This window comes from Pseudomonas sp. 13B_2.1_Bac1, from assembly GCF_025466155.1.
Taxonomy (GTDB): domain Bacteria; phylum Pseudomonadota; class Gammaproteobacteria; order Pseudomonadales; family Pseudomonadaceae; genus Aquipseudomonas; species Aquipseudomonas aylmerensis.
In genome coordinates, this window is the sequence record NZ_JANLOH010000017.1 from 47,166 (window position 1) to 60,804 (window position 13,639).

At 63.1% G+C, this 13,639-nt stretch carries 9 protein-coding genes; 5 read left to right on the top strand and 4 right to left on the bottom strand.

Annotation, left to right across the window (positions count from 1 at the left end; translation table 11 throughout):
- Positions 1-2 precede the first annotated feature (2 nt).
- From NTD80_RS03980 to NTD80_RS04000, 5 genes are all read left to right on the top strand, one after another.
- Entirely contained in the window at positions 3-917 is a 915-nt protein-coding gene (locus NTD80_RS03980) for a PLP-dependent cysteine synthase family protein (protein ID WP_065909869.1), read from the top strand.
- A gap of 32 nt (positions 918-949) precedes the next feature.
- A complete protein-coding gene (locus tag NTD80_RS03985; protein WP_120449465.1) occupies positions 950-1,942 on the top strand; it encodes a serine O-acetyltransferase in 993 nt (330 codons plus the stop codon).
- Positions 1,943-1,944: 2 nt separating this feature from the next.
- Entirely contained in the window at positions 1,945-2,673 is a 729-nt protein-coding gene (locus NTD80_RS03990; protein ID WP_065909512.1) for an alanyl-tRNA editing protein, read from the top strand.
- Positions 2,674-2,918: 245 nt separating this feature from the next.
- Entirely contained in the window at positions 2,919-4,664 is a 1,746-nt protein-coding gene (locus tag NTD80_RS03995) for an ABC transporter permease (protein WP_065909509.1), read from the top strand.
- A gap of 14 nt (positions 4,665-4,678) precedes the next feature.
- On the top strand, positions 4,679-6,001 hold the full coding sequence (locus NTD80_RS04000; protein WP_106805608.1) for an AAA-associated domain-containing protein: 1,323 nt from the start codon (positions 4,679-4,681) through the stop codon (positions 5,999-6,001).
- An 847-nt stretch (positions 6,002-6,848) separates the two neighbouring features.
- Here NTD80_RS04000 and prpD read toward each other — a convergent pair.
- The 4 genes from prpD to prpC all read right to left on the bottom strand — a co-directional run bounded on the left by prpD (position 6,849) and on the right by prpC (position 13,606).
- Positions 6,849-8,333 carry a 2-methylcitrate dehydratase gene (gene prpD / locus NTD80_RS04005; protein ID WP_262132235.1) on the bottom strand — a complete coding sequence of 495 codons (1,485 nt, stop codon included), beginning with the start codon at positions 8,331-8,333 and terminating at the stop codon, positions 6,849-6,851.
- Positions 8,334-8,545: 212 nt separating this feature from the next.
- Positions 8,546-9,736: a 2-methylaconitate cis-trans isomerase PrpF gene (prpF, locus tag NTD80_RS04010; RefSeq protein ID WP_262132237.1), complete on the bottom strand. Its 1,191-nt coding sequence runs from the start codon at positions 9,734-9,736 to the stop codon at positions 8,546-8,548.
- A gap of 11 nt (positions 9,737-9,747) precedes the next feature.
- Positions 9,748-12,342, bottom strand: coding sequence for a Fe/S-dependent 2-methylisocitrate dehydratase AcnD (acnD, locus tag NTD80_RS04015; protein WP_120449476.1), 2,595 nt, complete (start codon positions 12,340-12,342; stop codon positions 9,748-9,750).
- Positions 12,343-12,478: 136 nt separating this feature from the next.
- Complete coding sequence (gene prpC / locus NTD80_RS04020; protein ID WP_262132239.1) at positions 12,479-13,606, bottom strand: 2-methylcitrate synthase; 1,128 nt, start codon at positions 13,604-13,606, stop codon at positions 12,479-12,481.
- Positions 13,607-13,639: the final 33 nt, after the last annotated feature.

Here is a 13,639-nt window from a genome sequence, read left to right on the forward strand (position 1 = left end):
TGATGCTGCATAACTCAATCCTCGACGCCATCGGCCACACGCCGATCGTGCGCATGGCGCAGTTTTCCGAAGACCTCGGCATCGAGGTCTACGCCAAACTCGAATCCCTCAACCCCGGCGGCAGCCACAAGGCGCGCATCGCCCTGGGCATGATCCTCGACGCCGAGCGCCGGGGCGTACTGATCCGCGACTCCGGGCAGACCATCATCGAGCCCAGCGGCGGCAATACCGGCATCGGCCTGGTGATGGCCGGCAATGTGCTCGGCTACAAAGTGGTGCTGGTAATTCCCGACAACTACAGCCCGGAAAAGCAGAAGCTGCTGCGCTTGTACGGCGCCAAGGTGGTGCTGTCGGACAGCCGCCTGGGCAACAATTCCCACGGCGAAAAGTGCATGGAGCTGCAACTGGAAAACCCCAGCTTCGTGATGCTCAACCAGCAACGCAACGGCGCCAACCCGCAAACCCATCGCGACACCACCGCACGGGAAATCCTCCGCGCCTTCGGTGATCGCCGGGTGGACTATTTCGTCAGCGGCATCGGCACCGGCGGCCATATCACCGGCATCGGCGAAACCCTGAAGGACGCCTGGCCAGCCATGCGCGTGATGGGCGTGGAGCCGGAAGAGTGCGACCTGCTGAAAAACCAGCACGCGCCGCACCATATCCAGGGCCTGTCGATCGGGCTGATCCCGAGCATCCTCAACCTGGACATCCTCGACGGCATGCTCAAGGTCTCGCGCCAGGAATGCATCGACATGATGAAACGCATCATGCGCACCGACGCCATCAGCCTGGGCCTGTCCTCTGCCGCGAACATGGTGGCCATCGCCAGGCTCGCCCCCGAACTGCCGCCCGAAACGGTGGTGCTGACCATGGTCTACGACAATGCCGACAGCTACCTGCCCAGTTTCGAATAATCGACAACCATCCAGCATACGGGGGTGCCTTCATGGGCGGCTTTATCGACATGCAACAGTTGCACGATGAGTTACTCACCCACCTCATCAAGACGCTCACGCCGGCGCAGATGAAGCAACTGGAGCCGCACCTGGCGCCGTTGATCCAGAACGCCGCCCAGGCGGTGGCCGAGGACCTCATCGCCTATGCCTACCGTGACCCGGCGTCGCGCGGGCGTGGCGAGTTGATCCTGGAGTCCTACGCCTCGTTCAAGGCGGTGTTGTACTACCGCCTCGCCCACCTGGTGTGGAATTTTCCTGACCAGATGAACGGCATGTTCTCGCGCATCGCCCTCAAGCTGAGCAACCAGGGCAAGGTCCTCTCCGGCGCCGAGATCCACCCTGCGGCGCGCATCGGCCGGCGCTTTGTGCTCGATCACGGCTACGGCACGGTGATCGGCGAGACCTGCGAGATCGGCAACGACTGCTACATCCTCTGCGGCGTCACGCTGGGCGCGCGCGGCATCGCCAACAACCCCGACGGCAAGCGCCATCCGCGCCTGGGCAACAACGTCGAAGTCGGATCCGGCGCCCGCGTGCTGGGCTATGTGCTGATCGGCGACAACGTGTTTATCAGCCCCTCCTGCGTGATCACCCAGGACGTTCCAGCCGGCACCAAGGTCAAGGTGGTCAACCAGATCCAACTGCAGAAAAACGATGAGTCGGACCACAGCAACTACCTAGGCGCCTTCGCCCTCGATGAGCGTTTGCACGTGGTCGGCGAGGTGAATGCCAGCCACAAGGTCACGGTGCTGGACGCCGACTTCCACGCCTTGCCGGGGCTGATGCTCGAACCCACGGTGAAGGAGCGCCATCACCTGCAGTTTCGCCTGCACCGCATCGAGTCGGGCAATCAACTGCCGCGCCTGCCGCTGAACCTCAAAGTGTGCGGGCCGGAATTTGAAATCACCCTGCTCTCTCCCCCTGGCTTGAGCGCGATGGTGCGCCACCTGCTGCAAGCCAGCCCACTGATTGTCGGAGGTTGAACATGTCCGTACACACCATGGAAACCCTCGCGCTGTTTGACAGCGCGCCCTACCAGAACGCCTTCAGCGCGCGGGTGATCGCCGTCAGCGAACACGGGATCGCCCTGGAGCACACGCTGTTCTATCCAACGGGCGGCGGGCAACCGGGCGATACCGGCCACTTCACCCTGGCAGACGGTACGCGGGTCGAGGTCATCGGCACGGTGCGCGACGCGGTGCAGCGCTCGATCATCTGGCACCAGGTGGAGCACTGCCCGGCCCCATTGATCGCCGGGGTACAGGTGGACGCCGGCATCGATTGGGCACGCCGCTACCAACACATGAAAATGCACACCTGCCTGCACCTGCTGTGCTCGCTCATCGACGCGCCGGTGACCGGCTGCAGCATCAGTGCCGACAAGGGCCGACTGGATTTCGACCTGCCGGAAATGACCCTCGACAAGGACACCCTCACCCGCGACCTGAACGCGCTGATCGCCCAGGCCCACGAGGTGAAGACCCTGTCGATGCCCGCCTCGGAATACGCCACCCTGCTGCAGATCACCCGCACCCAGGCGGTCGCACCGCCGGTGATCCAGGGCTCGGTACGGGTGATTGAAATTGGCGGTATTGACATCCAGCCGTGCGGCGGTACCCATGTGATCAACACCGAGGAAATCGGCCGGGTGTTCTGCGAAAAGATCGAGAAGAAGAGCAAGCACAACCGCCGGGTGATCCTGCGCTTTGAGTAACCGCCGAGTCGCGACCGGGGCGCCGCTGCCCAGGTCGCGGTTCGTACAGCAAACTGACAGCAAATTTATGCGCTTGTAACATTCAGAAACGTACAATTCCGCCAGCATCGTCGCGATGCCCCTGACTCACGGAGAAGAGCGTCCGCCCCTTCTCGGTGAGTCGTTCGTACAAAAGCTACGCTCATCCCCATAACGCCCCTCTGACCCTGAACGCTGCTGGAATGACTGCCTATGAGCAACGGCCGATGAAAAAAGTATTCCGTCATTACATCCCCGCGTCCACGTTGCGCTTGCTCCCCAACCGCTGGGACCTGGTCGCCCTGCCGCTGGTGATCGGCTTCTTGCTGTTTTTCTCCATCACCGCCCGGGAGACGTGGGCTCCCATCGCCACCCTGCAGAGCGACGTGATTTCCCTCGACCCGGCCAACCTGCCGGAATACGCGATGCGCACCACCCTGCGCATGCTCGCGGCGATGGTCGCGGCACTGGTTTTCACCCTGCTCTACGGCACCCTCGCGGCCAAGAGCCGGCGTGCCGAAAAACTGCTGGTGCCGGTGCTCGACATCCTGCAGTCGGTGCCCGTGCTCGGTTACATCTCGTTTACGGTGACGTTCTTCCTGTTGCTGTTCCCCGGCCGCGTGCTGGGTGCCGAATTCGCGGCAATCTTTGCGATTTTCACCAGCCAGGCCTGGAACATGACGTTCAGTTTCTACCAGTCCTTGCGCATGCTGCCCCATGACCTGGTCGAGGTGTCCACCAACCTGCGACTGTCCGGCTGGCAGAAGTTTTGGAAACTCGACGTGCCCTTCGCCATGCCAGGCATGGTCTGGAACATGATGATGAGCATGTCCGGCGGCTGGTTCTTCGTGGTGGCCTCCGAGGCGATCACCGTCGGCGACAAGACCATCACCCTGCCGGGCGTGGGTTCGTACCTGGCACTCGCCATCGCCCAGAAAGACCTGCACGCGGTGGGCTATGTGATCCTGGCGATGATCGCGGTGATCTTGATCTACGACCAGTTCCTGTTCCGGCCGCTGGTCGCCTGGGCCGACAAGTTCCGCATGGAAACCACCGCCTCCCAGGGCATTGCGCCACAATCCTGGGTGCTCAATCTGGTCCAGCGCACGCGCGTGGTCCAACGCATCCTGCGCCCGGTGACCCGCACTATCAGCCGCCTGGGCAACAGGCGCTTCAGCCTGTCGCGCGGCGTGCGCACGGCAACGCCGGCGGCCAGTGCGACGCGGTCCAAAGTGATCGACTGGGTATGGGGCGCACTGATCGCGGTGCTCACCGCCTATGCGCTCTACCACATCGTGCGGTATGTCGGCACCGAGGTGACCTTCAGCGAAGTCGGGCACGTGTTTGTGCTGGGCCTGATCACCCTGCTGCGCGTCGCGGGGCTGATCCTGATTGCGTCGCTGATCTGGGTGCCGCTGGGCGTGATGATCGGCCTGCGACCGGCGCTGGCGGAAAAAATCCAGCCACTGGCGCAGTTTCTTGCGGCCTTCCCGGCGAACCTGCTGTTCCCGGTGTTTGTGATTGTGATCCTGCACTACGACCTCAATCCGGACATCTGGCTCAGCCCGCTGATCGTGCTCGGCACCCAGTGGTACATCCTGTTCAACGTGATCGCCGGCGCCAGCGCCTTCCCCAACGACTACAAGGAAGCCGCTGCCAACTTTCGCATTCGCGGCTGGCTGTGGTGGCGCAAGGTGATGTTGCCGGGCATCTTCCCGTACTACGTCACCGGCGCCATTACCGCGTCAGGCGGGGCGTGGAACGCCAGCATCGTTTCCGAGTACGTGTCCTGGGGCAAGGACACCGTGGTCGCCCACGGCCTGGGCGCCTACATTGCACAGACCACGGCGGCCGGCGATTTTCCGAAAATCGCGCTGGGCGTGGTGGTGATGTCGATCTTTGTGGTGGCGTTCAACCGTGCGGTCTGGCGGCCGATGTACGCCATGGCTGAAAACAAACTCCGCTTGAATTGATGGGATTCGCTGCGATGACTACCGACACCGTACACACCGCCGACACTCCGGAAATCTATTCGCTGAAAAACGTGAACCGGGTGTTCGGCAAAGGCAAGGATGAACTGCAGGTCCTCAGCGGTGTGGACCTGAGCCTGCACGAAGGCGAGATTGTCGGCATGCTGGGTCGCTCAGGCTCCGGCAAATCCACCTTGCTGCGCATCATCGCCGGCCTGATCCAGCCGTCCTCGGGCGAAGTGCTCTACAACGGCGCGCCGCTGAACGGCCCGGCCGAGGGTGTGGCCATGGTGTTCCAGACCTTTGCGCTGTTTCCCTGGCTGACCGTGCTGGAAAACGTCGAAGCCGGCCTGCAAGCCTTGCAAGTCGAGCGCAAGGAAACCCGCCGGCGTGCCCTGGCGGCCATCGACCTGATCGGCCTGGACGGGTTTGAAAACGCCTACCCGCGCGAGTTGTCCGGTGGCATGCGCCAGCGTGTGGGGTTTGCGCGCGGGCTGGTGGTCAACCCGACGCTGTTGTTGATGGACGAACCGTTCTCGGCCCTGGACGTACTCACCGCCGAAACCCTCCGCACCGATTTGCTGGATTTGTGGAGCGGCAAGCAGTTGCCGATCAAGTCGATCCTGATCGTGACGCACAACATCGAAGAGGCGGTGCTGATGTGCGACCGCATCCTGGTGCTATCGTCCAACCCCGGCCGGGTGGTCGCCGAAATCAAGGTGCCGTTCGCGCACCCGCGCAACCGGCTGGACCCGACCTTCCGGCAAATGGTCGACGACATCTACGCCCTGATGACCGACCGGCGCAGCGCCGATGCCAGCCGCGGCCTTCCCGAATTGAAAATGGGCAGCCTGCTGCCGGAAGTTTCCACCAACCTGATGGCCGGCCTGATCGAAACCCTGGCCGCCGAACCCTACAACGGCCACGCCGGCCTGCCCACCGTGGCCGAACGGCGCTTGCTTGAAGTCGACGACCTGTTCCCGGTGGCGGAGATGCTGGAGCATTTAGGTTTCGCCGAACTCAAGGGCGCCGACATCACCCTGACCGACGCCGGCAAGCTGTTCGCCGACTACGGCACCCAGGAACGCAAGACCTTGTTCGCCGAGCATCTCATCCGGCACGTGCCATTGGCCGCGCGCATTCATCAAGTCTTACTCGAGCGCAGCGGCCACCGGGCGCCACGGGTGCGCTTCGAGCAGGAGCTGGAAGACTCGATGACCGAAGCATTCGTCGAAAAAACCCTGGAAAGCGTAGTGGCGTGGGGGCGCTATGCGGAGATCTTCTCCTATGACGACCACACCGAGACGTTCAGCCTGGACGATGTGGAAGGCAGCATGTAAGCGTAGAGACGAACGTAACTCCAAATGTGGGAGCGGGCTTGCTCGCGAATGCGGTGTGTCAGCGACACATGAGCTGACTGGTCCACCGCATTCGCGAGCAAGCCCGCTCCCACATTGGATCGATGGTGCTGCCTGGATCACGACAAATCGACAAACCGGTTTACCGGTGTGCCTGCAAGACCGTCTGCACGACACCGACCACCTGTGGGAGCTGGCTTGCCTGCGATGCATTCACCTCGGTCCCCCAGGGATATCGAGGCGATGCCATCGCGGGCAAGCCCGGCTCCCACACAAGCCGGCTCCGACATGCTGCCCGGATCACGAACAAATCGACAAACCGGTTTACCGGCATGCCTGCAAGCCCGTCTGCACGACACCGACCACTTGTGGGAGCTGGCTTGCCTGCGATGCATTCACCTCGGTCCCCCAGGGGTATCGAGGCGATGCCATCGCGGGCAAGCCCGGCTCCCACATTGGATCGATGGGGCTGCCTGGATCACGAACAAATCGACAAACCGGTTTACCGGTGGCCTGCAAGCCCGTCTGCACGACACCGACCCCCTGTGGGAGCTGGCTTGCCTGCGATGCATTCACCTCGGTACCCCAGGGGTATCGAGGCGATGCTATCGCGGGCAAGCCCGGCTCCCACACTGGATCGATGGTGCTTTTTAGATCACGACAAATCGACAAACCGGTTTACCGGTGGCCTGCAAGCCCGTCTGCACGACACCGACCCCTGTGGGAGCTGGCTTGCCTGCGATGAATTCACCTCGGTCCCCCAGGGATATCGAGGTGATGCCATCGCGGGCAAGCCCGGCTCCCACACAAGCCGGGCCCGACACGCTGACTAGATCACGAACAAATCGACAAACCGGTTTACCGGTGTGGCTTCAAGCCGTGACTGGTCTTTGCACAAGGCAAAAATCTCGGCGCTGCGCTGCGCGGTGAAGCGTGTGGCCAGGTTGGCCTTGAACTTGTCCTCCAGCAACGGGATGCCGTCCACCCGACGCCGACGATGACCGATCGGGTATTCCACCGCGACCTGCTCGGTGCTGGAGCCGTCCTTGAAAAACACCTGCACCGCGTTGGCGATCGAGCGCTTGTCGGCTTCCAGGTATTCGCGGCTGTAGCGTGGGTCTTCGACGATGACCATCTTGTCGCGCAGCTCATCGATGATCGGGTGCGCCGCGTGGAATTCATCTTCGTACTGCTCGGCCACCAGGTTGCCGAACGCCAACGGCACGGCGGTCATGTATTGCAGGCAGTGGTCACGGTCGGCGGCGTTGGCCAGTGGGCCGACTTTGGAAATGATGCGAATCGCCGACTCATGAGTGGTGATCACGATGCGTTCGATCTGGTGCAGGCGCTCCTTGACCTGCGGGTGCAAGGTCACCGCCGCCTCGCAGGCGGTTTGCGCGTGGAACTCGGCGGGGAAGCTGATTTTGAACAGCACGTTCTCCATCACATAGGTGCCATACGGCTGGGACAGGCTGAACGCGCGCTTGTCTTCGGGCTTGAGGGCCAGGTCCTTGTTGGTGTGGCTGAACAGCACATCGTAGAACCCCCACTGCGGCGCACTCAGCACACCGGGTATGCCCATCTCACCGCGCAGGGCGATGTCCGCCAGGCGTACGCCACGGCTCGACGCGTCCCCCGCCGCCCAGGATTTGCGCGAGCCGGCGTTCGGCGCATGGCGGTAGGTGCGCAAGGCCTGGCCATCGACAAAGGCGTGAGACAGCGCCGCCAGCAGTTGTTCGCGATTGGCGCCCATCAGCTTGGCGGTGACGGCCGTCGAGGCGACTTTCACCAACAGCACATGGTCAAGGCCGACGCGATTGAAGGAGTTTTCCAGGGCAATCACGCCCTGGATCTCATGCGCCATGATCATCGCTTCCAGCACCGCGCGCACGGTCAGCGGCGCATCGCCATTGGCCACGCGTTTTTGCGAGAGGTGATCGGCCACGGCCAGGATGCCGCCGAGGTTATCCGACGGGTGGCCCCACTCGGCGGCGAGCCAGGTGTCGTTGTAGTCGAGCCAGCGCACGATGCAACCGATGTCCCAGGCCGCCTTGACCGGGTCGAGGCGAAACGACGTGCCCGGCACGCGCGCGCCGAACGGCACCACCGTGCCCTCGACCATCGGCCCGAGGTGCTTGGTGCACTCGGGGAAACGCAGGGCCAGCAGCCCGCAACCGAGGGTGTCCATCAGGCAGTTGCGGGCGGTGTCCAGTGCCGCCTCGGAATCGATCCGGTAATCGAGGACGTAGTCGGCGATGTCCTGCAACACCTGGTCGTAGTCGGGGCGGTTGTTCTGGTCGACGTTGGCGCTCATGGCAGTTCTCCAAAAGTTAGGGGTTGTTCCATCCTCAGGGTCAGGTTGATGTGTCATGGCAGGTCTGATTGCCTGCCTTGGTCCTACGCAAATCCTCGCCCCCTTTGCAGGCGCTGGCTGGCCGGCGATAGCGGTTTGTCAGTTCAGACAAGTGTGGCTTGACACGCCGTCATCGCGGGCAAGCCCGCTCCCACAAGGGAGCGGTGTGGATGTTAGAAAGCGTCGCCGGGAATGCGCACCCAGCCTTCCATCAATACCCGCGCACTGCGGCTCATGATGGCTTTTTTCACGACCCACTCACCGTTCACCTGGGTCGCTTCCGCGCCGACGCGCAAGGTGCCGGACGGATGCCCGAAGCGCACGGCATTACGCTCGATGCCGCCTGCAGCGAGGTCAACCAGCGTGCCGGAAATCGCTGCCGCCGTGCCGATCGCCACCGCGGCGGTGCCCATCATCGCGTGGTGCAGCTTGCCCATGGACAGTGCGCGCACCAGCAAATCCACATCGCCGGCCTTGATCGCCTTGCCGCTGGACGCCACGTAATCAGCAGGTTTAGCCACAAACGCGACCTTCGGCGTGTGTTGACGCTGGGCGGCTTCGTCCAGATGCTTGATCAGGCCCATGCGCAACGCGCCATGGGCGCGCACGGTTTCGAACATCGCCAGCGCCTTGGGGTCGCTGTTGATCGCGCCCTGCAGCTCGGTGCCGGTGTAGCCGAGGTCTTCGGCATTGATGAAAATCGTCGGGATGCCGGCGTTGATTAATGTCGCCTTGAAGGTGCCGATACCCGTAACTTCGAGGTCGTCGACCAGGTTGCCGGTAGGGAACATCGAGCCACCACCGCCCTCTTCTTCCGCCGCTGGGTCAATGAACTCCAGCTGCACTTCGGCAGCCGGAAAGGTCACGCCATCCAGCTCGAAATCGCCGGTCTCCTGCACCGCGCCGTCAGTGATCGGCACGTGGGCGATGATGGTCTTGCCGATATTGGCCTGCCACACCCGCACCACGGCCACGCCGTTGTGGGGCACGCGCGCCGGGTCGACCAACCCGGCGCTGATGGCGAACGAGCCGACTGCCGCCGACAGGTTGCCGCAGTTGCCGCTCCAGTCGACAAACGGCTTGTCGATGGAGACCTGGCCAAACAGGTAGTCCACGTCGTGATCGGCGCGGGTGCTTTTGGCGAGGATCACGCTCTTGCTGGTGCTCGACGTGGCGCCGCCCATGCCATCGATCTGTTTGTCATAAGGGTCGGGGCTGCCGATGACCCGTAACAGCAAGGCATCGCGTGCGGCGCCCGGCACCTGCGCCGCTTCGGGCAGGTCCGTGAGGCTGAAAAACACGCCCTTGCTGGTGCCGCCACGCATGTAGGTGGCGGGGATCTTGATTTGCGCTGCGTGTGCCATGGTTATCCTCTTCAGGCGGTCGCCGCCGACTCCAGGAAGTCCTGGGCAAAACGTTGCAACACGCCGCCCGCCTCGTAGATCGACACTTCTTCGGCGGTGTCCAGGCGGCAGGTCACCGGCACTTCGACACGTTCGCCATTCTTGCGGTTGATCACCAGGGTCAGCCGCGCACGCGGGGTGCGCTCACCGACCACGTCATAGGTTTCGCTGCCGTCGATCTGCAGGGTGTGGCGGTCGGTGCCCGGCAGGAACTCCAGCGGCAACACGCCCATGCCCACCAGGTTGGTGCGGTGGATACGCTCGAAGCCTTCGGCGGCAATCGCTTCCACACCGGCCAGGCGCACGCCCTTGGCCGCCCAGTCGCGGGACGAGCCCTGGCCGTAGTCGGCGCCGGCAATGATGATCAGCGGTTGCTTGCGTTCCATGTAGGTTTCGATGGCTTCCCACATCCGCGTGACCTGGCCTTCCGGTTCGATACGCGCCAGCGAACCCTGCTTGACCTTGCCGTTCTCCTGCACCATTTCATTGAACAGTTTCGGGTTGGCGAACGTCGCACGTTGCGCGGTCAGGTGGTCGCCACGGTGCGTCGCGTACGAGTTGAAGTCGACTTCCGGCAGGCCCATCTTCGCCAGGTATTCGCCGGCGGCGCTGTCGAGCATGATCGCGTTGGACGGCGACAGGTGATCGGTGGTGATGTTGTCCGGTAGCACCGCCAGCGGACGCATGCCCTTGAGCGGACGGGCGCCGGCCAGGGCGCCTTCCCAATACGGCGGACGGCGGATATAGGTGCTCTGCGGGCGCCACTCGTACAGCGGCGCCACTTTGGGGCCGGTGTCTTCGTGGATGGCGAACATCGGGATGTACACGGCGCGGAACTGCTCCGGCTTGACCGAGGCCTTGACCACGGCGTCGATTTCTTCATCGCTTGGCCAGATGTCCTGCAAGCGGATTTCCTTGCCCTCGGCGTCCAAGCCCAACACATCCTTTTCGATGTCGAAACGGATGGTGCCGGCAATCGCGTAAGCCACCACCAGCGGCGGTGAAGCCAGGAACGCTTGCTTGGCGTACGGGTGGATGCGCCCGTCGAAGTTGCGATTGCCCGACAGCACGGCGGTGGCGTACAGGTCGCGGTCGATGATTTCCTGCTGGATCACCGGATCGAGTGCACCGGACATGCCGTTGCAGGTGGTGCAGGCGAAGGCGACCACGCCGAAGCCAAGCTTTTCCAGCTCATGGCCCAGGCCGGCTTCTTCCAGGTACATGGCCACGGTTTTCGAGCCGGGGGCCAGCGACGACTTGACCCACGGTTTGCGCGTCAAGCCGAGCTTGTTGGCGTTGCGCGCCAGCAGGCCGGCAGCGATCACGTTGCGCGGGTTGCTGGTGTTGGTGCAACTGGTGATGGCGGCGATGATCACCGCGCCGTCGGGCATTTGCCCCGGCACTTCATCCCATTGGCCGGAAATGCCTTTGGCGGCCAGGTCGCGGGTAGCGACGCGGGCGTGCGGGTTGCTCGGGCCGGCCATATTGCGCACGACGCTGGACAGGTCGAAGGTCAGGCCGCGCTCGTATTGCGCGCCCTTGAGGTCATCGCCCCACAAGCCGGTGTGGCGAGCGTATTGCTCGACCAGGGTGACTTGCTCGTCTTCGCGGCCAGTGAGTTTCAGGTAGGCGATGGTTTGCTGATCGATATAGAACATAGCCGCGGTGGCGCCGTATTCCGGCGCCATATTGGAGATAGTCGCGCGATCGCCCAGGGTCAACTTCGAGGCACCTTCGCCGAAAAATTCCAGCCACGCACCGACGACTTTCTGTTGACGCAGGAACTCGGTCAACGCCAGCACCATGTCGGTGGCGGTGATGCCCGGCAGCAGCTTGCCGGTCAGCTCTACACCGATGATTTCCGGCAGGCGCATCCACGACGCGCGACCGAGCATCACGCTCTCGGCTTCCAGGCCGCCGACGCCGATGGCGATCACGCCGAGGGCATCCACGTGCGGGGTATGGCTGTCGGTGCCGACGCAAGTGTCGGGGAAGGCCACGCCGTCGCGCACCTGGATCACCGGGGACATTTTCTCCAGGTTGATCTGGTGCATGATGCCGTTGCCCGGCGGGATCACGTCGACGTTCTTGAAGGCCTTTTTGGTCCACTCGATAAAGTGGAAACGGTCTTCGTTGCGTCGGTCTTCAATGGCGCGGTTTTTCTCGAAGGCGTCCGGGTCAAAACCACCGGCTTCGACCGCCAGGGAGTGATCGACGATCAGTTGAGTCGGCACCACCGGGTTGACCTGGGCCGGGTCGCCACCTTGCAGGGCGATGGCATCGCGCAGGCCGGCGAGGTCCACCAGCGCGGTCTGGCCGAGGATGTCATGGCACACCACACGCGCCGGAAACCATGGGAAATCGAGGTCGCGCTTGCGCTCGATCAATTGGCTCAGGGAGGCGTTGAGAGTCGCCGGGTCGCAACGGCGTACCAGGTTCTCCGCAAGCACGCGGGAGGTGTAGGGCAAGGTGGCGTAGGCACCGGGGCTGATTGCATCGACGGCCGCGCGGGCGTCGTAGAAATCCAGGCGACTGCCGGGGAGCGGTTTGCGAAATTCAGTGTTCATCGTCAGGACTCGGTCACGGTAGTTACAAAAGAAGAACCGAAGCAGATCCAGAATTGGAATGTGATCAAAATGTGGGAGGGGCAAGCCCCCTCCCACTTTGACCTCATACCCATTCCCGGATCGCCGGTTGCCTCACTCAGCGACGTTCGATTGGCACGAACTTGCGCTGCTCGACGCCGATGTACTCGGCGCTTGGACGGATGATGCGGTTGTTGGCGCGCTGTTCGAACACGTGCGCGGCCCAGCCAGTGAGGCGCGAGCACACGAAGATCGGCGTGAACAGCTTGGTCGGGATGCCCATGAAGTGGTACGCCGAGGCATGGTAGAAGTCGGCATTCGGGAACAGCTTTTTCTGCTCCCACATGGTCTTGTCGATGGCTTCGGACACCGGGAACAACACCTTGTCGCCTACTTCGTCGGCGAGTTTTTTCGACCAGCCCTTGATCACTTCATTACGCGGGTCGCTGTCTTTGTAGATCGCGTGGCCAAAGCCCATGATCTTGTCCTTGCGCGCCAGCATGCCAAGGGTGCCCTCGACAGCTTCCTCGGCCGAACCGAAGCGCTCGATCATTTCCATCGCCGCTTCGTTGGCGCCGCCGTGCAGCGGGCCACGCAGCGAGCCGATGGCGGCGGTGACGCAGGAATACAGGTCGGACAGGGTCGAGGCACACACGCGGGCGGTGAAGGTCGAGGCGTTGAACTCGTGCTCGGCGTAGAGGATCAGCGACACGTTCATGACTTTCACGTGCAGCTCGCTCGGCTTCTTGCCGTGCAGCAGGTGCAGGAAGTGGCCGCCAATGGTCGACTCGTCGGTCACGCAGTCGATGCGCTTGCCGTCGTGGCTGAAGCGGTACCAGTAGCACATGATCGCCGGGAACGCGGCGAGCAGGCGGTCGGTCACGTCGCGCTGCACGCTGAAGTCTTTTTCGGGTTCGATATTGCCCAGGAACGAGCAACCAGTGCGCATCACGTCCATCGGGTGTGCGTCAGCGGGGATGCGCTCCAGCACTTCTTTCAACGCTTGCGGCAGGTCGCGCAGCTTGCCCAGCTTGGCGCTGTAGGCGGCCAGCTCGGCTTTGGTCGGCAACTCGCCGTACAGCAGCAGGTAGGCAACTTCTTCAAACTGCGCATCGGCCGCCAGTTCGCGCACGTCGTAGCCGCGATAGGTCAGGCCGGCACCCGCCTGGCCCACGGTCGACAGTGCGGTCTGCCCGGCCACCTGGCCACGCAGGCCAGCGCCACTCAGTACTTTTGCTTCAGCCATGTCTGTTCTCCAATCTTGAATTTATTCGGGAGG